The organism is Paracoccus sp. UBA5162 (assembly GCF_002413585.1).
GTDB lineage: Bacteria > Pseudomonadota > Alphaproteobacteria > Rhodobacterales > Rhodobacteraceae > Paracoccus.
This window is the reverse complement of record NZ_DHXG01000077.1, coordinates 121,327-145,125: the sequence shown is the minus strand read 5'-3', so window position 1 is coordinate 145,125 and position 23,799 is coordinate 121,327. Positions and strand designations below refer to the sequence as shown.

Genomic DNA, 23,799 nt, shown 5'->3' with positions numbered 1-23,799 from the left:
ATGATCGACGCAACCCTTGGCGCGCTGCGGCGCGCGAACCGGGCCATAGCCCTGATCCTGGGCGCGGGCCTGATCCTGACCGTGCTTTTCATCCTGACGGATGTGATCCTGCGCAAGCTGGGCAGCGCCAGCCTGGGCGGGTCGGACGAGATCTCGGGTTATGTCATGGCGGCGGTCGCAAGCTGGGGGCTGGCCTGCGCCCTGCTTGAACGGGCCCATGTCCGCATCGACGTGATCCGGCTGAAGCTGGCCCGGCCCGCGCAGATGGCGATGGACCTGTTCGCGATGCTCGTGACCAATGGCGTCGTGCTGCTGATCGCCTGGCAAAGCTGGCCGGTGCTGGGCAAGACGCTGGAACGCGGCTCGCGCGCGAACACGCCGCTGGAGACGCCCTTGTGGATTCCGCAAGGCATCTGGTTCGCCGGCTGGCTGTGGTTCGCGATCAGCGCCACCGCGCTGTCGCTGATCGGAATCGCATTTTTGCAGGCCGCGCGGCGGGACGATTTCGACACCGTGCTGGGCATTGGATCCGAGGTGCCGGAATGATCTGGACCACTGCCATCGCGCTGCTGGGCCTGATGGCCCTGTCGATCCCGGTGGGCATCGTGCTGTTCCTGCTGGGTATTGGCGTGGGCCAGTTCTATTCGGCCTTTCCGCTGCTGCGCGGGATGGGGCAGGTGATCTGGTCGTCGTCCAATTCCTCGACCCTGATCGCCATTCCGCTGTTCGTCCTGCTGGGCGAAATCCTGGTGCGCGGCGGCGTGGCCGAACGCACCTATGCGGCGCTGGACAAGTGGCTGTCATGGCTGCCGGGCGGTCTGGTCCATGCCAATATCGCGACGGCGACCATGTTTTCGGCCACGTCCGGATCGTCGGTGGCCACCGCCGCGACCGTGGCCACCGTGGCCATGCCGCAGGCCGAGCGGCTGAACTATGATCCGCGGCTGTTTTCCGGCGCCATCGCGGCCGGCGGCACGCTGGGAATCCTGATCCCGCCCTCGATCAACCTGATCGTCTATGGCTTCCTGACCGAAACCTCGATCCCGCGCCTGTTTTCGGCCGGGCTGGTCCCCGGCCTGCTGATGGCCCTGGCCTTCATCGCGGTCACGGCGGCGATCTGCTGGGTGCGGCCGGGGCTGGGCGGGCCTTCGCGCGGCTTTTCCTGGGCCGAACGGGCGCGGTCGCTGACCCAGCTTGTGCCGATCGTGGTGCTGTTCGTGGTCGTGATCGGGTCGATCTATGCGGGTTGGGCGACGCCCACGGAAAGCGCGGCCATCGGCGTGGCCATCGCGGCGCTGATCGCGATCCTGCTGGGTGACGGTCTGGGTCCACGCGCCCTGTCCGAGGCGCTGCACGGCACCATCCGCATCTCGGCGATGATCATGCTGGTGGTGACGGGGGCGACGTTTCTGAACTTTGCCATGACCTCGGCCGGGCTGGGGCGGCAACTGACCGATCTGATCGGGGGATCGGGGCTGTCGCCCTTTGGCACGCTGCTGCTGGTCATCGCGCTGTATCTGGTGCTGGGCTTTTTCATCGAGACCTTGTCGCTGATGGTCGCGACCATCCCCATCGTGGTGCCGATCATTGCCGGGCTGGGCTATGACAAGGTGTGGTTCGGGGTGCTGTTGATCGTGCTGATCGAGATGGCGCTGATCACGCCGCCGGTGGGCCTGAACCTGTTCGTGGTTCAGGGGGCGCGGAAATCCGGCCCCATGAGCGACGTGATCATGGGCGTGATTCCCTATGTTCTGGTAATGCTGACGATGATCGCGGCACTGGTCGCGTTGCCGGGGCTGGCCTTGTGGTTGCCCTCGGTGCTGTGAAAGGAAATGGAAGATGCGATTTTCGGCCGGGGGCGAGGCCCTCGATCTGGACCTGAAACACCTGGTCGTGGCGGGCTGGACCGGCCGCGACCCCTCCGCGATCCGGCACCATATCGAGGAACTGGCCGCGATCGGGGTCAGCCCGCCTTCTGCGACACCGCTGTATTACCGGGTCTCGGCGGCGCTGCTGACGCAGGCAGGCCGGATCCAGGTGGTGGGCTATGGCTCATCCGGCGAGGTCGAGCCGCTGCTGCTGCAATCGGGCGGGCGACGCTGGCTTGGCCTTGCCTCGGACCATACCGACCGGGCGCTTGAGGCGCATTCGGTCGCCTTGTCGAAACAGGTCTGCGCCAAGCCCTGCGCGGCCGAGGTCTGGCCGTGGGAGGATGTCGCCGACCGGCTGGAGGCGATCGTTCTGGAAAGCTGGATCGACGACAGCGGGGAATGGGTGCTGTATCAGCAGGGCACGCTGGCCTCGATCCGGCCGTTGACGGAACTGGCCGCGGGGGCCGGTCTGGACGATCTGGCCGCCGAGGGTGTGGCGATGCTGTGCGGGACGTTCGGCGCCAGGGGTGGCGTGCGCCCGGCGGCACGGTTTCGCATGATGATGCGCGATCCTGCGACAGGACGCGAGATCCGCCACGATTATGCTGTTCAGACCCTGCCCGAGATCGCATGACGGCCGCCCTTCCAGATGACCGCGAGGGCACCCGCCCGATGGCAAGGATCGCGCCGCGATGAGCGACGCGCGCTCGCCCGAGGTGCTGCCCGCGGGGCCGGACGGGGTTCTGGTCCGCTTCGGCCTGACGCCCGATCCCGACGCGATGGCGGCGGCGCAGGTTCTGGCTGCGGAATTGCAAGACGACGCACCGGCCGCCGCGGTCGAGATCGCCCCGGCGCTGGTTTCGGTCCTGGTGCGGTTCGATCCGGGCCGGACCGATCGGGGCGCGGTGGCGCGCGATCTGGCGGCGCGGGCCGAACGGATCGCGGCCGCGCGTCCGGTGCTGCCCGATCCGCCCCGGCGCTGGACCATCCCGGCGGCTTTCGGCGGCGATCACGGCCCGCAACTGGCCGAGGTGGCCGAAAAGCTGGGCATGTCCGAAGATCGTGCGGTGCAGCAGATCTGCGAGGCCGATCTGCGGGTCCTGGCCATCGGCTTCGCCCCCGGCCAGCCCTATATCGGGCTGTTGCCCCGTGCCTGGAACCTGCCGCGGCTGGCCGAGATGACGCCGAACGTGCCGGTCGGCGCCGTCGTCGTCGCCGTGCGCCAGATCGTGATCTTCGGCGCGGCCTCGACCACGGGCTGGCGTCAGGTGGCGCGGACCGGGTTCCGCACCTTCGTTCCGGATCGCGAGACGCCGATGCTGCTGAAGGCGGGAGATGCGATCCGCTATGCCCCGATCGGCGCGGCCGAGATCGAGGGGCTGATGACGCCCGATGGCATGGGCGGCGCGCGGCTGGAGATCCTGCGATGAGCCGGTTGACCATCAGCCGCGCCGACGGGCTGCTGTCGGTGCAGGACATGGGGCGGCCCGGCCATCTGGGGCAGGGCCTGTCATGCGGCGGTGCGATGGACCGGATGGCCCTGATCGAGGCCGCCGCGCTTCTGGGCGCGGACACGCCGCTGGCGGCGATCGAGATGGCCGGCGCGGGCGGCGTCTTCGGCGTCGATGCGCCGATGCGGGTGGCGCTGACCGGTGCGCCGATGGCCGCCTTTCTGGACGATGCGCCGTTGCGCTGGCATGGCTGTCACCTGATCCTGCCCGGTCAAGCTCTGCGCATTGGTGGCGTGGACAGCGGCGTCTACGGCTATCTGACACCGGCGGGCGGGATCGCCACGCCGGAATGGCTGGGCAGCCGCGCCGCGCATCTGAGCATCGGCATTGGCGCGTTGCTGGACAGCGGCGACGACCTGCCCTGCGGCGAGGATCCCGACCCCGACCGCCCCGCAAGGGTGATCGAACCCGCCGTGCGCTTTGGCGGCGGCACGCTGCGGGTGATGGATGGGCCGCAGACCGGCCTGTTCGCCGATGACGTGCTGGAGGCCTTCTATGCCGCCGGTTTCAGGCGCGGGCAGCGGGCGAACCGGCAGGGGATTCTGGTTCAGACGGGGAAGGGATGCTTTACCTCGGACCATGCGGCGGGACTGGCTTCGGACGTGATCGGACCGGGCGATGTGCAACTGACCGGCGAGGGCGTGCCCTTCGTGCTGATGGCGGAATGTCAGACCATGGGCGGCTATCCCCGCATCGGTCGGGTGATCCCCGCAGACCTGCCCCGGATCGCGCAGGCCGCCGAAGGGGCGGCATTGCGGTTTCAGCGCCTCGACGCGTCCCAGGCCGATGCGCTGTGGCGCGATGATGCGGCGCTCTTGCGCGAGGCGGCGGGGCGCTGCCGCAACCTGATCCGCGAGCCCTCGACGATTGCCGACCTTCTGTCCTATCAACTGGTTGGCGGCGTCACGGCGGGGCGGGAACTGGAGGACGAATGAAGGTCGATCTGAATTCCGACATGGGCGAGGGCTTCGGCCCCTGGACGATGGGCGATGATGCCGGGCTGCTGGATGTGATCACATCGGCCAATATCGCCTGCGGCTTTCATGCCGGCGATCCCGATGTGATGGCGCGCGTGATGCGGCAGGCGCAGGGCAAGGGCGTCGGCATCGGGGCGCATCCGGGCTTTCACGATCTGCAGGGCTTCGGGCGGCGGCGGCTGCGCCTGTCGGCCGAGGAACTTGGCAACATGGTTGCCTATCAGCTGGGCGCGGCGCAGGGCGTGGCGCGGTCGCAGGGCGCGCAGGTGCGACACCTGAAGCTGCACGGCGCCCTGGCCAACATGGCCAGCGAAGACCCCGAGATCGCGCGCGCCTGCTATCGTGCGGCGCTGGCGGTCGATCCGGAAATCGTGCTGGTGGTGCTGGCCGGGACGCCAATGCAGCAGGTGGCCCGGGATCTGGGCGCGGCCTGGGCCGGAGAGATCTTTGCCGACCGTGCCTATAACGAGGATGCGACGCTGGTCGATCGCAGCCAGCCCGGCGCGGTCCTGCATGATGCGGCGCAGGTCGGCGCGCGGATCGAGACGATGCTGCGGGCGGGCGCGATCATCACCGCATCGGGCAAGCAGATCCCGTGCCGGATCGACACGATCTGCGTGCATGGCGACAGCCCCGGCGCGGTGGCGATGGCACGGGCGCTGCGCGATCATCTGGGCGCGGCCGGGATCGAGGTCGCGCGGTTCTGACCGGGGCCGGGGCGCCGCCGGAAATGCGCCGCTGCGCAAGACATGCAGTTTTTTGCCTGCACGTCTTGACGAGCAGGTTTTTACCTGCATATTAGTTCCTGTCCCGAGGCGGAATCGAGAATGGATGACGACAAGGTCTTCAAGGCGCTGGCCGATCCCGGCCGCAGGCGCCTGCTGGATCGGCTGTGCGAGCAGAACGGCCAGACGCTGGGCCAGCTTTGCGACCGGATGGAGATGACGCGCCAGTCGGTGACCCAGCATCTGGGGATTCTGGAAGACGCGAACCTCATCAGCACCGTCAGGCGGGGGCGCGAGAAACTGCACTTCATCAATCCGGTCCCGCTCTACGAGGTCTATGGGCGCTGGATCCGAAAGTTCGAGGAGGGCCGTCTGGGCCTTCTGTCCGACCTCAGACAGCAATTGGAACAGGAGTGAGCGATGACCGACATGTCAGCCAGCTTCGTCTATGTCACCTATATCCGCACGACGCCCGATAAGGTCTTCGAGGCCATTACCCGACCCGAGATCGCCTGCCGCTACTGGGGGCATGAAAACATCTCGGACGACTGGCAGCCCGGATCGGAATGGCGCCATGTCCGCACGAATCCGGCGCGCAGTGTCGATCTGGTGGGCAAGGTGCTGGAAAGCGACCCGCCCCGGCGCCTGGTGCTGAGTTGGGCGAATGAAAGCCAGCAGGACGACCCCGCCCAGTTCAGTCGCGTGACCTTTGACATCGAGCAGCAGGACCGGATGGTCAGGCTGACCGTCACCCACGAGGATTTGCAGCCCGGCAGCGGGATGCTGAAGGGGATCACCGAGGGCTGGCCGCTGGTCCTGTCCAGCATGAAATCGCTGCTGGAAACCGGGCAGGGGATGGATCTGTAGGCAGAAGCCGCGTCAGTGGCAGCGCCCGCCCGGCATCGGGCGCTGCCACTTTTTCCACAAGGCCCGCTTTCAGAACGGGCTGTCGGGAAAGTAGAATTGTTCCGCGTTTTCCGGCGTGATCAGCTGGCTGCCGATGATGAAGCGGCCGACCATCGGCGCGCCGGACACGAAGTTCAGCGCCGTCATCTCGATCGCCGAGGAAATCAGCGCCGGCGGATAGGTCACATCGACCGGCAGTTGCGGGTCGCCCTCCATGATGCGCTTGACGATTTCCTTCATCCCGGCCCCGCCGATCACCCACATCTCGTCAGTCCGGTCGGCGGCGGCGATCGCCTCCATCACGCCGATGGCCATGTCGTCATCGGCTGCCCAGACGGCGTCGATCTGGGGATATTTCGACAGGTAATCCTGCATCACGGTAAAGGCGTCGTCGCGGTTCCAGTTGCCGTGCTGCATGTCGAGGATCTCGATATCCGAGCCCTCCAGCGCCGTCTGGAACGCCTCCACGCGCTCGTTGTCCAGCGTGGTCGGGATGCCGCGCAGCACGACGATCTTGGCGCCCGGCTGAAGGTTTTCCTTGAAATATTCGCCCGCGACACGGCCGAAGGCGGTATTGTCGCCGGCGACATACAGATCCTCGATCCCCTCTTGCGACAGGCCGCGATCGACGACGGTGACGAACTTGCCGGCCTTTTTCACCGCGGCGACCGGGGCGGTCAGCGGTTCGGATTCGAAGGGCAGCACGATCAGCGCGTCGATGTTGCGCGTGGCCATCATGTCCTCGATATCGCTGACCTGCTTGGCCGCGTCGCCCGCCGTGGACAGCACGAATTCAAGATTCGGATAGACCTTGCCCAGTCGGTCGATCGTGTCCTGGGCGTGCCAGTTCAGCCCGCCCATGAAGCCGTGGGTGGCCGACGGGATCGACACGCCGATGATGGTCTTTTCGCCGTCCTGCTGCGCGACGGCGGCGCCGCCGGCAAGGCCCAGCACCGCGACGATGGCCGCGGATTTCATCAGGCTTCTGCGTTTCATTCCTTTCCCTCCCTTGGATCACCGCTCGTCGGCGGTGCGTTTTTCCCGCTGCAAGACGACAGCGAGGACAATGATGATTCCCTGGATGGCGCCGTTCAGATAGGGGCTGACCAGATCGGCGAGGTTCAGGATGTTGTCGATCAGCGACAGGATCAGCACGCCCACGACCGTGCCCCAGACGCGGCCCCGCCCGCCCTTCAGCGCGGTGCCGCCGATGATGACGGCGGCGATCGCCTCCAGTTCCCACAACACGCCGGTCCCGCCCGAGGCCGAGCCGAGGCGCGGCACGTACAGAACCGTGGCCAGCCCGACCAGAAGGCCCAGAAGCATGTAGGTCAGCAGCCGCGCGCGATTCACGTCGATGGCGGAATAGCGCGCCACCCGGTCGTTCGAGCCGATCGCCTCGACATGGCGACCGAAGCGGGAATGGCGCATCATCCATTCGCCCGCCATGGCGGTCAGCGCGAAGACGATGATCGGCCAGGTGATCCAGCCGATGCCGCCGTAATAGACCGGGCGATAGAGGGTGCGCAGCCCGTAATCCAGGCTGAGCGTGCCGCCGTCGGCCAGCCATGTCACCAGCGACCGGAAGATGCCCATCGTGCCCAGGGTGACGATGAAGGGTTCGATCCTTGCCTTGGTGATCAGCGCGCCGTTCAGGTATCCCGCGGCGATCCCGCCAAGGATGGCAACGCCCATGCCGATGATGATCGTGCCCCAATTCTCGCCCAGGCCGGGCAGGGCGGCGTTCATCGCGATGATGGCGATGCCGGCCAGAAACGCGGCCATCGAGCCGACCGACAGATCCAGCCCGCCCGCGGTGATGACGAAGGTCATGCCGACCGCGATCATGCCGATAAAGGCGGAACGGGCCAGCACGTTGGTGATGTTGGCCGGCGCCAGGAAGGCCGGGTTCAGCAAAGCGCCCAGAATGACCAGCGCAATCAGCGCGATCAGCGGGCCGAGGGTATGCAGATCGGGTTTCATGCGGCCTCGCCCCTGACGCCCATGGCAAGGCGCACGATCCTGTCTTCCGTCATGTCGTTTCCCGTGACCTCGCCGGCGATGCGGCCCTCGCGCATGACCAGGACGCGGTCGGCCAGGCCGATCACCTCGGTCATTTCGCTGCTGATGACGATCAGGCTGCGACCCTGCGTCGCCAGATCGCGGATGAAGGCATAGATCTGCGCCTTGGTGCCCACGTCGATGCCGCGCGTCGGTTCGTCGATGATGATGATGCGGGGATCGGGCAGCATCGTCTTGGCCAGCAGCAGCTTCTGCTGGTTGCCGCCCGACAGCTTGCCCGCGATCATCGTGCGGCTGGGCGCGCGGATGTCGAATTCCCGTGTGGCCCGGTCCAGCGCCACATCCTCGGCCTGCGTATCCAGCCGCAGATGGCCAAAGCGGGACAGGCTGGCCAGGGTCAGGTTCTCGCGCAGGCCCTTGTCCAGCAGCAGACCGGCCTCTTTCCGATCCTCGGTCAGATAGGCCAGCCCCGATGCGAAGGCGTCCCGAAGGCTGCGGATCGCGACCGGCTGGCCGTTGACGCGGATCTCGCCCGTGGATGCGCGCAGACCGACCAGCCCCTCGGCCAGCTCGGTCCGACCCGAGCCGACAAGGCCGGCAAGGCCCAGCACCTCGCCTTCGTGCAGGGTGAAACTGACGTCGTGGACCTTGCCCGGCACGGTCAGGCCCGTGACCTGCAAGGCGGGCCTGTCGGAATGGCTGCCCTTGGGCGGATAGAAATCCTGCAATTCGCGGCCGACCATGGCGGTGGCCATGCCGTCTTCGGTCAATTCGCCGCGCATCGCCTGCCGCACGACGCGGCCGTCGCGCAGCACGGTGATGCGGTCGGCCAGATGCGCGACCTCGTCCAGCCGGTGCGAGCAATAGAGGATCGCGACGCCTTCGCGGCGAAGCCGGTCGATCTGTTCGTAAAGCGTGCCGACCTCGCGGTGGGTCAGGACCGCGCTCGGCTCGTCCATGATCAGCACGCGGGCCTTGCGCGACAGGGCCTTGGCGATCTCGACCATCTGGCGGTTGGGCACGGACAGGTCGCGGATCGGCGTGTCGGGGCTGATCGGGGAATGGAGCCGGTCCAGCAGGGCGGCGGTGTCTCGGCGCATCGCCTGGTGGTCCAGCCGCCAGCCGCCTGTTTCTCGCCCCAGAAAGATGTTGGCCGCGACCGACAGGTCGGCGGCAAGGTTGAATTCCTGGTGGATCACGACGATGCCCTGCGCCTCGGCCCGCGGGCCGCTGGCGAAGCGGACGGCCTGGCCGTCCAGCAGGATCTGGCCCTCGGTCGGATCCAGAAAGCCGCCGAGGATCTTCATGATGGTGGACTTGCCGGCGCCATTCTCGCCGATCAGGGCATGGACCTGACCCGGTTCAAGCGCCAGATCGACGTGGTGCAGCACCTCGATCGGGCCGAAACGTCTGGAGACATCCTGAAGGGCCAGCACCGTCATTCCGCCACCCTGATCCAAGCCCCGTCGCGGGCCGAGGATTCCTGCGCCGCCGCGATGAAGGCCATTCCCGACAGGCCGGCTTCAAGGCCCGGCACGCGGTCCAGATGCGTCGTGTCTCCCCGGATGATCGCCGCGATATCGCTGTAAAGATTGGCGAATCCTTCCAGGTATCCTTCGGGATGGCCGGGTGGCGTGCGGAAGGATGCGCTGCGATCCTGCGCGCGGGTCAGGATGCGGGGGGCATCGTCCCTGGGCGTGAAGATCAGCCGCTCGGGATCGGGCAGGCGCCATGCCAGCGCGCCTTCGGTGCCGAAAAGACGCAGCGACAGCCCGTTCTCCTGCCCGATCGCGACCTGGCTGGCCCAGATTCCGCCCTTGGCCCCCGAGCCATAGCGCAGGGCGATCCGGGCATCGTCGTCGATGGGCCGGCCCGGCACGATGCTGGACAGATCGGCCGACAGGCGGTCGGGCGTCTGGCCGGTCACGAACGCGGCCAGTTGCCAGGCATGGGTGCCGATATCGCCAAGCGCGCCGGCGCCCGCGCGAACCGGATCGGTGCGCCATTCGGCCTGTTTGCCCCGCGCCGGTCCAGACAGCCAGCCTTGCAGATATTCCGCCTGCACCAGCCGCAGATCGCCAATGGCGCCCTCGGCCACCATCGCGCGGGCCTCGCGGATCATTGGCAGGGCGCTGTAATTGTGGGTCAGGAAGAAGCGGGCGGTGCCTGACTTGGCGGCGGCTTCGATCTCGGCGGCCTGACCCCGAGTGGCGGCCAGCGGCTTGTCGCAGATGACGTGGATGCCCGCGTTCAGGAAGGCTGCGGCGGGGGCTGCGTGCATGTGGTTCGGGGTGACGATCGCCACGGCCTCGATCCCGTCTTCGCGCGCGGCCTCGTCGCGGGCCATCGCGCCGAAGTCGTCATAGCCCCGCACGCCCAGTTCCGCCGCGCTGGCCTGCGCCCGGCCGGGTTCCGAGGACAGCGCCCCGGCCACGAGCGTGAAATGCCCGTCCATCCGCGCCGCGATGCGGTGGATCGCGCCGATGAAGGCGCCGCTGCCGCCACCGACCATGCCCAGCCGGATCGGCCTCATAATCCAAGCGCCTTGTCGATGGCGGCGCGGTCCACGCCGGATGCCGCGAAATCGTCGAAGGCATGGGGCGTCACCCGGATGATGTGGTCGCGCACGAAGGCTGCGCCTTCGCGGGCCCCGTCCTCGGGGTGCTTCAGTGCACATTCCCATTCGACCACGGCCCATCCGTCAAAGCCGTATTGCGTCAGCTTCGAGAAGATCGCCCCGAAATCGACCTGCCCGTCGCCGAGGCTGCGGAACCGGCCCGCCCGATCGGCCCAGGTCTGGAAACCGCCGTAAACGCCCTGCCGCCCGGTCGGGCGAAATTCGGCATCCTTGACGTGGAACATCCGGATCCGGTCGCGATAGATGTCGATGTTCTGAAGGTAATCGAGCTGTTGCAGAAGGTAGTGGGACGGATCGAACAGCATGTTGGCGCGACCGTGATCCTTCACGCGGTCGAGAAACATCTCGAAGGTGATGCCGTCATGCAGATCTTCGCCGGGATGGATCTCGTAGCAGATGTCGACGCCGTGATCCTCGGCCAGATCCAGCAGGGGCTGCCAGCGGGCCGCCAGCGTGTCGAAGGCGGCCTCGACCAGTCCGGGGGCACGCTGCGGCCAGGGGTAGAGATAGGGCCAGGCCAGGGCACCGGAAAAGGTGGCCATCCGGTCCAGGCCCAGAAGCCGGCTGACCCGGATCGCGCGGCCTATCTGATCGACCGCCCATTCCTGCCGCGCGGCGGGATCGCCGCGCAGGCCAGGGGGCGCGAAGGCGTCGAAACCGGCGTCATAGGCGGGGTGGACCGCCACCAGCTGACCTTGCAGATGGGTCGAAAGCTCTGTCACCTCGACCCCGTTTTCGCGCGCGGTGCCCAGGAATTCGTCGCGGTAATCCTGCGAGGATTCGGCCCGGTCCAGATCCAGAATGCGCGGATCGCTGGTTGGCACCTGCACGCCCAGATAGCCGCAACCGGCGGCCCAGCGGGTGATCCCGTCCCAGGTGTCGAACGGCGCGGCTTCGCCGATGAACTGCGCCAGAAACAGCGCCGGTCCCTTGATCGTCTGCATGGCTCCCCCTTCCACATGGTCAGCCTGCACGGCCCTGCAATCGATTGCAAACATTTTCTTGCGGCGCCGCGCGGTGGCGCATACCCTTTCGCGATGGATCACGAGGCCAATCCGCCGGGGCGGGCAAAATTGTCGGATGTGGCGCGGCTTGCGGGGGTGTCGGCCTCGACCGTCAGTCGGGTTCTCTCGCGGCCCGATCTGGTGGCCGAGCCGACGCGGACCCGCGTGGCCGAGGCTGTGGCCGCGACCGGATACCGGCTGAACCATGCCGCCCGCAACCTGCGCAAGCAGCGCACGGGCAGCGTCGTGGCGCTGGTGCCCAACCTCGGCAACCCTTTCTTCGCCAAGATCCTCGACGGGATGGGGCGCGAACTGGCGGCGGCGGGCTATGATCTGCTGGTCGCCGACACGCTGGACGAAAGCGGCCGTCACCGCGATCTGCGCGCCTTTCTGGATCCGTCCCGCGCCGATGGCATCATTCTGCTGGACGGGCTGGTGCCCCATGCCGATCTGACCGGCGGGGCGGGGCTGCCGCCCGTGGTCACGGCCTGCGAATGGATCGAGGGCGCGGATCTGCCACGGGTGGTGCTGGACAATCGACAGGGCGCGCGGCTGGCTGTCGCGCATCTGCGCGAGCTGGGTCACGACCGCATCGGCCTGATCGGCGGGCCGCCCGACAATGTGCTGCACAAGGCCCGGCTGGACGGCGCCATGCAAGAGGCGCGGAATGCCGGGATCACGCTGTTTCCGGGCGATTTCAGCCTGCAGGCGGGCCGGGGCGCGGCGCGCGACTGGATCGCGATGCCGGCGCATAGCCGCCCGACCGCCGTCTTCGCCTTTTCGGACGAGATGGCCTGCGCCTTTCAGTCAGGTCTGATCCGGGCCGGTTACCGGGTGCCCGCCGACCTGTCGCTGATCGGCTTCGACGATATCGACCTGGCCTCGCATCTGACGCCGGCGCTGACCACCATCCGCCAGCCGAAACGCGCCCTGGGCCGGGAGGCCGCACGAATCGTCCTGGCCCGGATCGCCGGGCACGCGGCGCCTGCCATCACGCGGTTGCAGCCCAGGCTGATGGTGCGGGAAACGACGGCCGCTCCGCCGGAATCGGCGAATCGGACGGCCTCTCCGACCGGCGCGTGATCGAACGCCGGAGCCAAGGGGCGGACAGGAATTTCAACCGGAATTCCCGCGGGTTGTCGTTAACTTCGCGGTAATGTGTTGCATTCTCTGCAATTCGGGCGAGCATCGCACGAAATGCGCGCTAAGGTTGTGCCAGCACAAAAACCTGAACGGACCTGAACGATGTCGATCGCCTCCGCCGCCGAACGCTATTTCGTCAGCCTCGTGAATGCGAGCCGCGCAAGTTACGGGCTGGACCCCCTGCGCATCGAAACCGCGCTGAACCAATCGGCGGACGCGCATTCGGCCTGGATGCTGTCGGCGGATGTCTTTTCGCATACCGGCCGCGGCGGCAGCAGCCCGACAGACCGGATGCGGGCGGCGGGGCTGGATCTGGATGGGCGCTGGATGACGTCGGAAAACATCGCCTATCGCAGCGTGACGACGGGCGACGGGCTGAACGACGATGTGCGCGCCCTGCACCGGATGTTCATGGACAGCCCCTCGCATCGCGCCAATATCCTCAACCCCGATGCCGAGGTGATCGGGATCGGTCTCAAGGTCGGCGACTTCACCCGCGACAATCAGGACTACAAGGTTCTGATGGTCACGCAGAACTTTGCGGCAACCGATGGCGATGTCGATATCGACTACAGCAACGGCCTGCCGCGACTGCCGCTGCCGGATCTGGCGGTGACGCAGCCGGGCCGAGCCGCATGGCTGCCCCATTTCGACGGCCAGACCTATCTCAGCGCGCCATCGGGATCGGTCCGGGGGACGAGTCGCGGCGACGACATCCGGCTGGGCGGCTTCGACACCTTCGTTCGGGCGGGCAGCGGACATGACTGGATCGCGGGCGGCAATGGCGACGATACGCTGGAGGGTCAGGGCGGAAATGACCGGGTGCTGGGACAGGGCGGCAACGACCGCCTGGTCGGCGGGCTGGGCAACGACCTGATGCATGGCGGCAATGGCGACGACCTGATTCTCGGCAAGGACGGCAACGACCGGCTGACGGGCGGCGCCGGTGCCGACCTGGTCTATGGCGGCGCGGGCAATGACCGGATCGCCGGAGGCTCGGGCGATGACCGGCTGGTCGGCGTCGGCGGCGACGATTATCTGGCCGGAAATGATGGCGATGACCGGCTTGAAGGGCGCGGCGGCGACGATACGCTGCGTGGCGCGGCGGGCAATGACACGCTGATCGGCGGCGCGGGCGCGGACAGTTTCATCTTCGGCCCGGGCGGCGGCGTCGATCGGGTGGCGGATTTCGATCCGATCGAGGACCGGGTGATGATCGCGCGAAGCGCCATCGGAACCAGCGACGCGAATTTCATCAGCGACGCGATCCGCGAGACGGCAGGTGGCGTCATTGTCGAGCTTCTGGACGCGGACAGGATCGTCTTCGTGGGCGAGAGCCTCAGCGCCCAGGACGTGACGAACGCGATCTACCTGGTCTGATCACGGCCGCTGAAAAGTTCGGCATATTCGGCCCGCAACGCGGCTTTCTGCACCTTGCCCATCGTGTTGCGCGGCAATTCGTCGATGATCATCACCTTCTTGGGCTGCTTGAATCTGGCCAGCCTGTCCGAGAGGTCGGCGATGATCGCATCCGGGTCCGGTTCGGCCCCTTCGGCGCGCGCGATCACGGCCACCACGCCTTCGCCGAAATCGGGATGCGGCACGCCGATCACGGCGCTTTCCAGAACGCCCGGCATCTCGTCGATCAGCAGTTCGACCTCCTTGGGATAGATGTTGAAGCCGCCCGAGATGATCAGATCCTTGCCGCGTCCCACGATCACCACATAGCCGTCCGGATCGATCATGCCCAGATCGCCGGTTCGGAACCAGCCATCCGGCGCCAGATCCTCGGCCGTCTTGTCGGGCATTCGCCAATAGCCCTGGAACACGTTATCGCCGCGAACCTCGATCTGGCCTATCTCGCCGCGCGACAGCAAGGATCCGTCCTCGCCGGTGATCCGCAGCGCGACGCCGGGCAGCGGAAAGCCCACCGTGCCCGCCCGCCTCTCGCCCTCATAGGGGTTCGAGGTGTTCATGTTGGTTTCCGTCATGCCATAGCGTTCGAGAATCCGGTGCCCGGTCCGATCCTCGAAGGCGCGATGCGTCTCGGCCAGCAGCGGTGCGCTGCCCGAGGTGAACAGCCGCATCTTCTGCACCAGTTCGCCGGTAAAATCGGGCCGGTCCAGCAGGCGGGTGTAGAAGGTCGGCACGCCCATCATGCTGGTCGCCCGCGGCAGCAGCTCGATCACCTGGGCCGCATCGAATTTCGGCAGCCAGATCATCGCCCCGCCGGCCAGCATCAGCACGTTCGAGGCGACGAACAACCCATGCGTGTGAAAGATCGGCAGCGCGTGCAGCAGCACGTCCTCCGAGGTGAAGCGCCAGGCATCGGCCAGCACGCGCGCGTTCGACAGCAGGTTGTCATGGCTCAGCATGGCGCCCTTGGACCGGCCGGTCGTGCCCGAGGTGTAAAGGATCGCCGCCAGATCATCGCCCCGGCGTGGCACCGGGTTCTGCACCTCGGCATGGCAGATCGCGGCCTCGATCAAGTCGCCCTCGCCATCCGCGTCCAGCGTCATCAGCTTGCCGCCATCGGGCAGGAAGTCGTCGCGCCGGGCCGCGCGGGCGGGATCGCAGACGACAAGCGCGGGTTCGGCATCGCCGACGAAATAGGCGATCTCGGCCGGGGTATAGGCCGTGTTCAGCGGCAGAAAGACCGCGCCCGCGCGGATCGTCGCCAGATAGAGGGCCAGCGCCTCGGGTGATTTCTGGACCTGCACCGCCACCCGGTCGCCGGGCTTCACGCCCTGCGCCGTCAGCAGGTTCGCAAGCCGGCCCGACAGGCGATGGATGTCGTCATAGGACAGGCTTGATCCGTCCGGCAGGATCAGGAAATCGCGCGCCTCGCCCTTGTGCGGGGCCATCAATGCGTCGAAAAGCGTGTTCGTCATGTCTTGCTGTCCGTTTTGGTCCGTCTGCCGGCCGGGGCGGCCTCGATCTCGGCCTTGCGCGCGATGTCCTGCAACCGCTTCGGCGCGGCGATGATACCGCGTTCGGTGAAATCGTCGTGCTGGGCCTCGATCCGGCGCCGGTCATAGAGGTAGTTGACCATCATCCCGAGGCTTTGCCTCGTTCCCCGGTCCGAAATGTCGGCGCCGGCGATCAGTCGGTGCGCCTCGGCGCCGTTGCCCAGGTGAAAGCGGGCCACCGGATCGCGGGGCCGGCCTTTGGCATCCTTGGCCAGCAGAAGGTAGCGCGCGGTCTGTGCGGTCAGCGGGCCGGGCTGCGGATCGCGCAGCAGGGCGGTGGCCTCGGCCTCGCCCGCGGCGGCCCGTTCCTCCAGCCAGGCGCGCAGGCCGGGAATCGGCGACAGCGTGACGAAGGTCGCCAGTTCGGGCAATTCGCGGGACAGTTCGGCGACCACGTTCTTGATCAGCAGATTGCCGAAACTGATGCCCGCCAGCCCCGACTGGCAGTTCGATATGGAATAGAAGACGGCCGTATCGGCGTCTTCGGGGTCCAGCGGTGCACGGCTTTCGTCGATCAGCGCCTGCACGGAATCGGGCAGCCCGCGGGTCAGCGCGACCTCGACGAAGATCAGCGGCTCGTCGGGCATGGCGGGATGCATATAGGCATAGCAGCGCCGATCCACCGGCAGGACCCGGCGCTGAAGATCGCGGAAATCGCGGATCTCGTGGACCGCCTCGTATTCGATCAGCTTTTCCAGCAGCAAGGCCGGGCTGTGCCAGTCGATGCGCAGCAATTGCAGAAATCCGCGATTGAACCAGGATCGCAGCAGGTGACGGAAATCGGCATCGACGCGGGCAAAGGTCCGGTCGCGGCCCGTCAGCCGCAGCAGGTCGGCGCGCATCCCCACCAGCCGGACGGTCCCGCCCTGCGCCATGTTCAGCCGCCGCAGCAATTCCTGGCGCGGAGGCTCGGCCAAGCGCGACAGGGCTTCCAGATCGGCGGGCGATCCCTTGTCCAGCCAGACCTTTGCAGCCCGGGCCAGCGCCGCGTGGTCGGGGTCGAAACCGTCGCGCAGGCCCTCGAAGAAGATGCGCTTTTCGGGATCGTCCAGCGCGGCATAGCCCGCCAGGATATCCGCCGCGACCGCCATGCCGCGGGTTTCCGATTGCAGTTCCGTCAGCGCGCGCGCGGCCCCGATCAGCGCATCCGGCGCCGGCGGCGGCGTGCCCTTGCCGCGCCGCCAGCCGGAACTGACGACAAGGCTGCTGAGGCGGTCATAGAGCTGCGCCGTCAGCGTCATAGCGCGGGCCCCATGATCAGATCCGGCAGGAACAGGGCGATCTGCGGAAAGATCGACAGCAGCACCATGCCCAGCACCATCATCCCGACGAAGGGCAGCGAGCCGTAGAGAATGTCGCGCAGCGAAATCTGCGGCGCGATCCCGTTGATGACATAGAGGTTCAGCCCCACCGGCGGCGTGATCAGCCCGATCTCCATGTTGATCGTCAGGATGACCGCGAACCAGTAGGGATCGAAGCCCGCCGAATCGAGGATCGGCATCAGGATCGGCGCCGACATCAGGATGATGGCGACCGGCGGCAGGAAGAAGCCCGCGACCAGCAGAAAAAGCTGGATCACGATCAGCAGGATCCAGCGATTGACCTCCAGATCGGCGATGGCACCGGCGACGGTCTGGGTGATGAACAGCGAGGACAGGGCAAAGGCGAACAATTCGGCCGCACCGATGATCAGCATGATCATCACCGCCTCGCGGATGGTGTCGCGGAAGATCGCGATCATCGGGCCCGCCCGCCACATCCGGTAGATGATCGCGACCAGCAGGATGCAGATCAGCGCGCCGGTGCCGGCCGCCTCCGAGGGCGTGGCGACGCCGCCATAAAGCACGAACAGGATGGCGGCCACGATCAGCAGGAAGGGCAGCACGCGGGGCAGGTTCTCAAGCCGTTCGGCCAGCGAATAGCGCCGCGTCACATCGCCAAGCGCGATCCCCTTGCGCCAGCAATCGATAAGCGCCCAGGCCATGAACAGCACCGTCAGCATCAGCCCCGGCAGCAGCCCGGCCAGAAACAGCCGCCCGATAGAGGTCTCGGTCGATATGCCGTAGACGATCATCGTGACCGAGGGCGGGATCAGGATGCCCAGCGTGCCGCCCGCCGCGATGGATCCGGCGGCCAGGCTGTCGGGATAGCCGCGCTTGGTCATTTCCGGGATGCCCATCTTGCCGATGGCGGCACAGGTTGCGGGGCTGCTGCCCGACAGCGCGGCAAACAGCGCGCAGGCGCCGATATTGGACATGACCATGCCGCCCGGCACCCGGTAAAGCCAGCGGTCCAGCGCTTCGTACAGATCCCTGCCCGCGGGCGAACTGGCGACGGCGGCGCCCATCAGGATGAACATCGGCACCGAGACCATGCCGAAATTGGCCAGCCCGGCGAAGAAGGTTTCGGACAGACCACCGATGGCGCTGAACCCCTCGGACAGGACCAGCGCCGCGACCGCGACGAAGCCAAGCGCGAAGGCGATGGGTGTGCCCGCGCCCAGCAGGCCCAGCATCGTGACCAGAACGGCGATACCCGCCATGGACGGAGACATCAGACCTCCTTGCCGGGCGTCTCGCCCGTGATCGCCATCAGCATCTGCACGATCAGTTGCAGCATCATCAGCCCCATCGCGAAAGGCACCGGCCAGAACGGGATCCACAGAGGCAGCGCCCAGATCGTGTCGGTCGTCCAGCCGCGCGAGGCGGCCTCGTAGAGAAAGACGAAACCGGACCAGGCCAGCGCGCCGACAAAGCCCAACGAGGCCAGCCCCGAGATCAGCGCGAAGACCCGCCGCAGCCCCGGACCGGCCGCCTCGACCAGCAGATCGACCCCGACATGGCCGCGCAGCGCCAGCACGTAGGGGCTGCCCAGCATCATCGCCGCCGTGGTGGCGTAGATGACGAATTCGGTCTGCCACACGGTCGAGGCGCCCAGAACATAGCGGGAAAACACCATCTGCGTCACCACGACCGTCGCCGCGGCCAGCAGCATCATCGCAAGCAGGCCGCTGAGCCGGGCAAGACCGTTCAGAAGCCGCAGAAGGCCGCTCATCGCCACCCTCCGCGGCTTCCCGTTCCGCGGGTCATCGCCAGGATCATTCGACCGCCATCGCCTGGTCGATCAGATCCTTGCCGCCCTCGACCTCGTTCGAGAAATTCTTGTACGAGGTATCCTGAGCGATCTTCAGCCAGGCATCGAAATTCTCGGGCGACATGGTGACGACCTCGACCCCGGCCTTCTCGAAGGTGTCCACCATCTTGCTGTCCAGCCCGGCGGCCTGTTCGGCGAACCATTCCTCGGCCCGCTGGCCGGCATCCTTCAGCGCCTGCTGCTGTTCCGGGGTCAGCCGATCGAACGTCTTCTTCGAGATCAGGACCGGTTCATACATGAACCACAAGGCGTTTTCACCCGGTGCGGTCAGGCATTTGGCCTGTTCATACAGCCGGTAGCTGACCATCGACCCCGACGAGGTATTGGCCGCGTCCAGAACGCCGGTCTGCATCCCGGTATAGATCTCGGACGAGGGCATCGAGGAAATCGAGGCGCCCGCGCCGACCAGCATCTGCTCGAAGGCCGGTCCCGCCGCCCGCGTCACCTGGCCCGAAATCGTGTCCGGCGCGGTGATGCAGTTCTTCTTGCTGACGAAACCTCCGGCAAGCCAGGCATCCGACAGGACCATGGCCCCGTTATCCTCGATCAGCTTGTGGATCGTGTCCATGAAGGGCGAATCGTTCAGCCGCGCGGCGCGTTCGTGGTTGCGCACCAGTCCCGGCATCAGCGTCACGCTGAATTGCGGCACCCGTCCCGCCGCGTAGTCCAGCGGGAACGAGGTCATGTCCAGTTGCCCGCTGGTCAGCGCGCTCCATTGTTCCTTGGCCTTGTAAAGCGATTCACCCGGATAGACGCGGATTTCCAGATCGACGCCGGCATCGGCCACGTCCTTGGCGATCATCTGCATCATCTCGTCGCGGGCATCGCCCTTGCCGCCCGGAAACTGGTGGCTGGCTTTCAGAACCTCGGCCCCGGCGGCCAGCGGCATCGCGACACTCAGCGCCAGAACGGCGCAGGTTGACTTGAACTTCATCTTTCCTCCCTCGGGCGGAGCCCGCCCCGTTTCGCCGCGTCGGACGCGGCTGTTCATTCTCCCGGTGCTCATTCTGTCTCGACTTTTGTGTATACACAAGCAATAATTATGCACACAAACAGAAAGGATCGTGATGGCCAGCGCCGCCGACGACATCAGCGAGAGGCTGGAGGCCGAGATCGTCGAAGGCGTCCTGCCCCCCGGCACGCGACTGGAAGAGCCCGCCCTGGCCGAGCGTTTCGGCGTCTCGCGCACGCCGGTGCGCGAGGCATTGCAGCGCCTGTCGGCATCGGGGCTGGTCGAACTGAAGCCGCGCCGGGGAACGCAGGTGCTGAACCCCTCGATCGGACGCATCGTCGAGATGTTCGAGGTGATGGCGGAACTGGAGGCCGTCTGCGCCCGGCTTTGTGCGCGACGCGGCGACCCCGACCTGTTTGCGGATCTGCGCGGCTGGCTGGCCCGCTGCGCGGCGGCGGCCGATACCGGCGACGCCTCGGCCTATTATACCGCGAACAAGGGCTTTCACAGCGCCATCTATCGCGGATCGGGCAACCTGTTCCTGTCCCAGCAGGCCGAATTGCTGCATCTGCGGCTGACGCCCTTTCGCCGTCAGCAACTGCGTCTGCCCCGCCGCCTGCGTCAGTCGCTGGCCGAACACGGACGGATCGTCGCCGCCATCGAGGCGGGCGACGCCGCGGCGGCCGAGGCCGCGCAGCGCGCCCATATCCTGATCCAGGGCGAACGCTTTGCCGATCTTCTGGCCCAGCATGGCAGCGGCCGGGAATGAGGCATCGGTCAGCGCGGGCTCGGGTGGCGGCGACAGCAATGTCGCGGCCGCGCGCCAGGCCGCAGGGCGGGGCTGAATGACGATGGCGGGCTGAGCAGAGTCCATATCGTGGACGCATGTCATTCGATTCTTTGCCGGGATTTTCTTCTTGCCCGGCAGGCTTTCCCTGCCTAACGTCCGGCCCCGGGAACGGCCGTCCATATCGTGGATGGCGGCGCCGGGGGGCGCCAGGGAGAGGATCGCGGATGCAGCTGGCTGATGAGCCGGATGCCGAGCTGGCGCTTGGCGGGGTCGAATCACTGTCACAGCCCAGGCGGGCGGAATCCTGGATGCGGCCGGTCGAGCTGGCCTCGGCGGCGCTGCTGGTGGTGATGATCGTCACGGTCCTGGCCAATGTCACCTCGCGCTATCTGTTGAACAAGCCGCTGATCTGGGGCGACGAGGTTGCCTCGATCGCATTCATCTGGATGGCGATGTTCGGCGCGGCGCTGGCGGTGGATCGCCACGAACACATGCGGCTGACGGTGTTCCTGCCGATGCTGCCCGCGCCCCTGACCCGCTGGGTCGAGGTGGCGGGGCAGGCGCTGGTGGCGGTGCTGCTGCTGCGGCTGCTGCCGGTCGCCGCCAGCTATGCCTACGAGGAAAGCTACGTCACCTCGCCCGCCTTGGGAATTCCGATGTCGTGGCGGGCCTCGGCGCTGCCGGCAGGGATCGGGCTGATGGCGGTGCTGACGGTCCTGTCGGTGATCCGCACCCGCGAATGGCGCCGGATCGCGGTCAGCCTTGCGGTTTTCGCGGCGATCGCCGGACTGCTGTGGTTGGCGAAGCCCGCCCTGATGGGGATCGGCAACTGGAACCTGCCGATCTTTCTGGGCCTTGTGGTCGGGCTGCTGCTGGTCGCGGGCGTGCCCATCGCCTTCTGCTTCGCTCTGGGCACGCTGGCCTATCTGACCTTCGCCACCCGCTCGCCGGTCTTCGTGATGATCGGACGGATCGACGAGGGGATGTCGTCGATCATCCTGCTGTCGGTGCCGGTCTTCGTGCTGCTGGGCTGCATTCTGGACGCGACCGGCATGGGCCGCGCCATCGTCAGTTTCCTGGCGTCGTTCCTGGGGCACGTGAAGGCCGGGATGAGCTATGTCCTGCTGGGATCGCTGTTTCTGGTTTCCGGGATTTCGGGGTCGAAGGTGTCGGACATGGCCACCGTCGCCCCGGCGCTGTTTCCCGAAATGAAGCGGCGCGGCCATTCGGTGCCAGAGATGACGGCCCAGATGGCGGCGGGCGCGGCGATGGCCGATACGGTGCCGCCCTCGATCGTGCTGATCGTGCTGGGCTCGGTCGCGGGCGTATCGATTGCGGGGCTGTTCACGGCCGGGCTGTTCATCGCGATGGTGCTGCTGGTCGCGCTGGCGGTGCTTGCCCGCTGGAAGGCGCGGGCCGAGGACATGTCGGCGGTCCGCCGCGCCACCTGGGGCGATGCCGGCCGGGCGGCGGTGATCGCCGTGCCGGCGCTGGTCCTGCCCTTCATGATCCGCGGCCTGGTCGGCGGCGGCGTGGCCACCGCGACCGAGGTTTCGACCGTCGCCGTGCTCTATGCCTGGGTCGCCGGGATCGTGCTTTACGGCGGCATCCCGATGCGCCGGATCACGCCGATGCTGGTGGAAACCGTCGCCATGTCGGGTGCGATCCTGCTGATTTTGGGCGCGGCCTCGGCGATGGCCTGGGGGCTGACGCAATCGGGCTTCGCGCGCGATCTGCTGACCTTCGTCACCGGTCTGCCGGGCGGTGCGGCGACCTTCATTCTGGCCAGCATCGTGATCTTTCTGGTGCTGGGCTGCGTGCTGGAGGGTCTGCCCGCCATCGTGCTGCTGGCGCCGATCATGTTTCCCATCGCGCGCGGCCTCGGCATCCACGACATCCACTACGCGATGATCGTCGTGACCGCGATGAATATCGGTCTGATGGCGCCGCCCATCGGCATCGGTTTCTACATCGCCTGCAAGATCGGCGGGGCCGAGGCCGATCAGGTCATGGCCCGCGTCTGGCCCTATCTGGCCGCGCTGATGGTCGGTCTGGCCGTGATCGCCGCGATTCCGCAATTCTCGACCGCGTTTCTATGATCCAAGGGAGGACATGATCATGAAATTCAACCGCCGTTCGCTGGTTCTGGGGGCCTCGGCCGGGGTGCTGGCCTCGCCGTTCATCCGGCTGCGCCCTGCCAATGCCGCCGAATTCACCATGAAGCTGGCCAACAACCAGCCGCTGGAACACCCGACCAATATCCGCGCCGCCGAGGCGGTCAAGGCCATTGCCGAACAATCCGACGGCCGCGTCGATGTGCAGGTCTTTCCATCGAACCAGCTGGGCGCGGATACCGACGTGCTGAGCCAGTTGCGCGCCGGCGGGGTCGAATTCTTCCTGCTGTCGCCGGTGATCCTGTCGACGCTGGTGCCCAATGCCTCGATCAACGGTATCGGCTTCGCCTTCCCGGATTACGATGCCGTCTGGAAGGCGATGGATGGCGAACTGGGCGCTTATGAGCGCGGCCAGATCGAGGATGCGGGCCTGGTCGTGATGGAGAAGATCTGGGATAACGGCTTTCGCCAGACGACCACGTCGACCAAGCCGATCGAGGGGCCGGCCGATCTGGAAGGCTTCAAGATCCGGGTTCCCGTCTCGCCGCTCTGGACCTCGATGTTCACCGCTTTCGGATCGGCGCCGACCTCGATCAACTTCGCCGAGGTCTATACCGCATTGCAGACCGGCGTCGTCGACGGGCAGGAAAACCCGCTGGCCATCATCAAGGTCGCCAAGATGTGGGAGGTGCAGAAATATGTCAGCATGACCAACCACATGTGGGACGGGTTCTGGATGCTGGCCAACCGCCGCGCCTGGGGCGCCCTGCCCGAGGATCTGCAACAGATCGTGGCCGAGAACTTCAACAAGGCAGGCATGGACCAGCGCCAGGACGTGATGCAGTTGAACGCCGATCTGCGGGGCGAACTGGAGGGGCAGGGTCTGGTCTTCAACGATGTCGATCCCAAGCCGTTCGAGGACAAGCTGCGCGAGGCGGGCTTTTACGCCGAGTGGAAGAAGACCTATGGCGACGAGGCCTGGGCGATCCTGGAATCGGCGGTCGGCCGCACGCTGTAATCCGCG

The 23,799-nt window shown here is 66.8% G+C and carries 23 protein-coding genes; 13 read left to right on the top strand and 10 right to left on the bottom strand.

Going from position 1 to position 23,799, the window contains the following annotated elements:
* The 8 genes from B4A72_RS12600 (at nt 1) to B4A72_RS12565 (ending at nt 5,951) form a co-directional block, all read left to right on the top strand.
* The gene (locus tag B4A72_RS12600; protein WP_292956371.1) at nt 1-546 is read left to right on the top strand and encodes a TRAP transporter small permease subunit; all 546 of its coding nucleotides are present in this window, start codon (nt 1-3) and stop codon (nt 544-546) included.
* Nucleotides 543-1,826 carry a TRAP transporter large permease gene (locus tag B4A72_RS12595; protein WP_292956374.1) on the top strand — a complete coding sequence of 428 codons (1,284 nt, stop codon included), beginning with the start codon at nt 543-545 and terminating at the stop codon, nt 1,824-1,826. Before B4A72_RS12600 ends, B4A72_RS12595 begins: the two co-directional genes overlap by 4 nt.
* Nucleotides 1,827-1,839: 13 nt before the next feature.
* Nucleotides 1,840-2,505 (top strand): DUF2848 domain-containing protein, encoded by a 666-nt coding sequence (locus B4A72_RS12590; protein ID WP_292956377.1) that lies wholly within the window; start codon nt 1,840-1,842, stop codon nt 2,503-2,505.
* A gap of 58 nt (nt 2,506-2,563) precedes the next feature.
* Nucleotides 2,564-3,301 carry a 5-oxoprolinase subunit B family protein gene (locus B4A72_RS12585; protein ID WP_292956381.1) on the top strand — a complete coding sequence of 246 codons (738 nt, stop codon included), beginning with the start codon at nt 2,564-2,566 and terminating at the stop codon, nt 3,299-3,301.
* Nucleotides 3,298-4,317: a biotin-dependent carboxyltransferase family protein gene (locus B4A72_RS12580; protein WP_292956384.1), complete on the top strand. Its 1,020-nt coding sequence runs from the start codon at nt 3,298-3,300 to the stop codon at nt 4,315-4,317. The genes B4A72_RS12585 and B4A72_RS12580 overlap by 4 nt, the downstream gene beginning before the upstream one ends.
* Nucleotides 4,314-5,066 carry a LamB/YcsF family protein gene (locus tag B4A72_RS12575; RefSeq protein ID WP_292956387.1) on the top strand — a complete coding sequence of 251 codons (753 nt, stop codon included), beginning with the start codon at nt 4,314-4,316 and terminating at the stop codon, nt 5,064-5,066. Before B4A72_RS12580 ends, B4A72_RS12575 begins: the two co-directional genes overlap by 4 nt.
* A 120-nt stretch (nt 5,067-5,186) precedes the next feature.
* Nucleotides 5,187-5,501 (top strand): ArsR/SmtB family transcription factor, encoded by a 315-nt coding sequence (locus tag B4A72_RS12570; protein WP_292978740.1) that lies wholly within the window; start codon nt 5,187-5,189, stop codon nt 5,499-5,501.
* Between the two features lie 3 nt (nt 5,502-5,504).
* Nucleotides 5,505-5,951 carry an SRPBCC family protein gene (locus B4A72_RS12565; RefSeq protein WP_292978738.1) on the top strand — a complete coding sequence of 149 codons (447 nt, stop codon included), beginning with the start codon at nt 5,505-5,507 and terminating at the stop codon, nt 5,949-5,951.
* Nucleotides 5,952-6,020: 69 nt separating this feature from the next.
* Here the strand turns inward: B4A72_RS12565 and B4A72_RS12560 are convergent, their stop codons facing one another.
* The 5 genes from B4A72_RS12560 to B4A72_RS12540 are packed head-to-tail and all read right to left on the bottom strand — an operon-like array spanning nt 6,021 to nt 11,594.
* On the bottom strand, nt 6,021-6,986 hold the full coding sequence (locus B4A72_RS12560; protein ID WP_292956396.1) for an ABC transporter substrate-binding protein: 966 nt from the start codon (nt 6,984-6,986) through the stop codon (nt 6,021-6,023).
* Nucleotides 6,987-7,004: 18 nt separating this feature from the next.
* Nucleotides 7,005-7,973, bottom strand: coding sequence for an ABC transporter permease (locus tag B4A72_RS12555; RefSeq protein WP_292956399.1), 969 nt, complete (start codon nt 7,971-7,973; stop codon nt 7,005-7,007).
* On the bottom strand, nt 7,970-9,454 hold the full coding sequence (locus tag B4A72_RS12550; protein ID WP_292956402.1) for a sugar ABC transporter ATP-binding protein: 1,485 nt from the start codon (nt 9,452-9,454) through the stop codon (nt 7,970-7,972). The genes B4A72_RS12555 and B4A72_RS12550 overlap by 4 nt, the downstream gene beginning before the upstream one ends.
* Nucleotides 9,451-10,545, bottom strand: coding sequence for a Gfo/Idh/MocA family protein (locus B4A72_RS12545; RefSeq protein ID WP_292956405.1), 1,095 nt, complete (start codon nt 10,543-10,545; stop codon nt 9,451-9,453). Before B4A72_RS12545 ends, B4A72_RS12550 begins: the two co-directional genes overlap by 4 nt.
* A complete protein-coding gene (locus B4A72_RS12540; protein ID WP_292978736.1) occupies nt 10,542-11,594 on the bottom strand; it encodes a sugar phosphate isomerase/epimerase family protein in 1,053 nt (350 codons plus the stop codon). The genes B4A72_RS12545 and B4A72_RS12540 overlap by 4 nt, the downstream gene beginning before the upstream one ends.
* Before the next feature lie 93 nt (nt 11,595-11,687).
* On the opposite strand from B4A72_RS12540, the gene B4A72_RS12535 reads away from it, so the two are divergent.
* Both B4A72_RS12535 and B4A72_RS12530 read left to right on the top strand, forming a co-directional pair.
* The gene (locus tag B4A72_RS12535) at nt 11,688-12,737 is read left to right on the top strand and encodes a LacI family DNA-binding transcriptional regulator (RefSeq protein ID WP_292956411.1); all 1,050 of its coding nucleotides are present in this window, start codon (nt 11,688-11,690) and stop codon (nt 12,735-12,737) included.
* Nucleotides 12,738-12,899: 162 nt separating this feature from the next.
* On the top strand, nt 12,900-14,177 hold the full coding sequence (locus tag B4A72_RS12530) for a CAP domain-containing protein (protein ID WP_292956414.1): 1,278 nt from the start codon (nt 12,900-12,902) through the stop codon (nt 14,175-14,177).
* On the opposite strand, the gene B4A72_RS12525 is transcribed toward B4A72_RS12530, so the two are convergent.
* The 5 genes from B4A72_RS12525 to dctP are packed head-to-tail and all read right to left on the bottom strand — an operon-like array spanning nt 14,165 to nt 19,853.
* On the bottom strand, nt 14,165-15,688 hold the full coding sequence (locus tag B4A72_RS12525; RefSeq protein ID WP_292978734.1) for a malonate--CoA ligase: 1,524 nt from the start codon (nt 15,686-15,688) through the stop codon (nt 14,165-14,167). The two genes, B4A72_RS12530 and B4A72_RS12525, sit on opposite strands and share 13 nt — an antisense overlap.
* Nucleotides 15,685-17,007: a malonyl-CoA decarboxylase gene (locus tag B4A72_RS12520; RefSeq protein WP_292956420.1), complete on the bottom strand. Its 1,323-nt coding sequence runs from the start codon at nt 17,005-17,007 to the stop codon at nt 15,685-15,687. Before B4A72_RS12520 ends, B4A72_RS12525 begins: the two co-directional genes overlap by 4 nt.
* Nucleotides 17,004-18,320: a TRAP transporter large permease gene (locus B4A72_RS12515; protein WP_292956423.1), complete on the bottom strand. Its 1,317-nt coding sequence runs from the start codon at nt 18,318-18,320 to the stop codon at nt 17,004-17,006. Before B4A72_RS12515 ends, B4A72_RS12520 begins: the two co-directional genes overlap by 4 nt.
* A complete protein-coding gene (locus tag B4A72_RS12510; RefSeq protein ID WP_292956426.1) occupies nt 18,320-18,820 on the bottom strand; it encodes a TRAP transporter small permease in 501 nt (166 codons plus the stop codon). The genes B4A72_RS12515 and B4A72_RS12510 overlap by 1 nt, the downstream gene beginning before the upstream one ends.
* Nucleotides 18,821-18,863: 43 nt before the next feature.
* A complete protein-coding gene (gene dctP, locus B4A72_RS12505; RefSeq protein ID WP_292956429.1) occupies nt 18,864-19,853 on the bottom strand; it encodes a TRAP transporter substrate-binding protein DctP in 990 nt (329 codons plus the stop codon).
* 133 nt (nt 19,854-19,986) lie between these two features.
* Between dctP and B4A72_RS12500 the strand changes: the two genes are divergently transcribed.
* From B4A72_RS12500 to B4A72_RS12490, 3 genes are all read left to right on the top strand, one after another.
* A complete protein-coding gene (locus tag B4A72_RS12500; RefSeq protein WP_292956432.1) occupies nt 19,987-20,640 on the top strand; it encodes a GntR family transcriptional regulator in 654 nt (217 codons plus the stop codon).
* Nucleotides 20,641-20,885: 245 nt separating this feature from the next.
* Complete coding sequence (locus B4A72_RS12495) at nt 20,886-22,760, top strand: TRAP transporter large permease subunit (protein WP_292956434.1); 1,875 nt, start codon at nt 20,886-20,888, stop codon at nt 22,758-22,760.
* 19 nt (nt 22,761-22,779) lie between these two features.
* Complete coding sequence (locus tag B4A72_RS12490; protein ID WP_292956436.1) at nt 22,780-23,793, top strand: TRAP transporter substrate-binding protein; 1,014 nt, start codon at nt 22,780-22,782, stop codon at nt 23,791-23,793.
* The last annotated feature ends 6 nt before the right edge of the window (nt 23,794-23,799 follow it).

What these genes read in the sequence shown, in the direction of transcription:
- B4A72_RS12600 (WP_292956371.1), top strand. Translation starts at nt 1, where the DNA reads ATGATCGACGCAACCCTTGGCGCGCTGCGGCGCGCGAACCGGGCCATA.
- B4A72_RS12595 (WP_292956374.1), top strand. Translation starts at nt 543, where the DNA reads ATGATCTGGACCACTGCCATCGCGCTGCTGGGCCTGATGGCCCTGTCG.
- B4A72_RS12590 (WP_292956377.1), top strand. Translation starts at nt 1,840, where the DNA reads ATGCGATTTTCGGCCGGGGGCGAGGCCCTCGATCTGGACCTGAAACAC.
- B4A72_RS12585 (WP_292956381.1), top strand. Translation starts at nt 2,564, where the DNA reads ATGAGCGACGCGCGCTCGCCCGAGGTGCTGCCCGCGGGGCCGGACGGG.
- B4A72_RS12580 (WP_292956384.1), top strand. Translation starts at nt 3,298, where the DNA reads ATGAGCCGGTTGACCATCAGCCGCGCCGACGGGCTGCTGTCGGTGCAG.
- B4A72_RS12575 (WP_292956387.1), top strand. Translation starts at nt 4,314, where the DNA reads ATGAAGGTCGATCTGAATTCCGACATGGGCGAGGGCTTCGGCCCCTGG.
- B4A72_RS12570 (WP_292978740.1), top strand. Translation starts at nt 5,187, where the DNA reads ATGGATGACGACAAGGTCTTCAAGGCGCTGGCCGATCCCGGCCGCAGG.
- B4A72_RS12565 (WP_292978738.1), top strand. Translation starts at nt 5,505, where the DNA reads ATGACCGACATGTCAGCCAGCTTCGTCTATGTCACCTATATCCGCACG.
- B4A72_RS12560 (WP_292956396.1), bottom strand. Translation starts at nt 6,986, where the DNA reads ATGAAACGCAGAAGCCTGATGAAATCCGCGGCCATCGTCGCGGTGCTG.
- B4A72_RS12555 (WP_292956399.1), bottom strand. Translation starts at nt 7,973, where the DNA reads ATGAAACCCGATCTGCATACCCTCGGCCCGCTGATCGCGCTGATTGCG.
- B4A72_RS12550 (WP_292956402.1), bottom strand. Translation starts at nt 9,454, where the DNA reads ATGACGGTGCTGGCCCTTCAGGATGTCTCCAGACGTTTCGGCCCGATC.
- B4A72_RS12545 (WP_292956405.1), bottom strand. Translation starts at nt 10,545, where the DNA reads ATGAGGCCGATCCGGCTGGGCATGGTCGGTGGCGGCAGCGGCGCCTTC.
- B4A72_RS12540 (WP_292978736.1), bottom strand. Translation starts at nt 11,594, where the DNA reads ATGCAGACGATCAAGGGACCGGCGCTGTTTCTGGCGCAGTTCATCGGC.
- B4A72_RS12535 (WP_292956411.1), top strand. Translation starts at nt 11,688, where the DNA reads ATGGATCACGAGGCCAATCCGCCGGGGCGGGCAAAATTGTCGGATGTG.
- B4A72_RS12530 (WP_292956414.1), top strand. Translation starts at nt 12,900, where the DNA reads ATGTCGATCGCCTCCGCCGCCGAACGCTATTTCGTCAGCCTCGTGAAT.
- B4A72_RS12525 (WP_292978734.1), bottom strand. Translation starts at nt 15,688, where the DNA reads ATGACGAACACGCTTTTCGACGCATTGATGGCCCCGCACAAGGGCGAG.
- B4A72_RS12520 (WP_292956420.1), bottom strand. Translation starts at nt 17,007, where the DNA reads ATGACGCTGACGGCGCAGCTCTATGACCGCCTCAGCAGCCTTGTCGTC.
- B4A72_RS12515 (WP_292956423.1), bottom strand. Translation starts at nt 18,320, where the DNA reads ATGTCTCCGTCCATGGCGGGTATCGCCGTTCTGGTCACGATGCTGGGC.
- B4A72_RS12510 (WP_292956426.1), bottom strand. Translation starts at nt 18,820, where the DNA reads ATGAGCGGCCTTCTGCGGCTTCTGAACGGTCTTGCCCGGCTCAGCGGC.
- dctP (WP_292956429.1), bottom strand. Translation starts at nt 19,853, where the DNA reads ATGAAGTTCAAGTCAACCTGCGCCGTTCTGGCGCTGAGTGTCGCGATG.
- B4A72_RS12500 (WP_292956432.1), top strand. Translation starts at nt 19,987, where the DNA reads ATGGCCAGCGCCGCCGACGACATCAGCGAGAGGCTGGAGGCCGAGATC.
- B4A72_RS12495 (WP_292956434.1), top strand. Translation starts at nt 20,886, where the DNA reads ATGCAGCTGGCTGATGAGCCGGATGCCGAGCTGGCGCTTGGCGGGGTC.
- B4A72_RS12490 (WP_292956436.1), top strand. Translation starts at nt 22,780, where the DNA reads ATGAAATTCAACCGCCGTTCGCTGGTTCTGGGGGCCTCGGCCGGGGTG.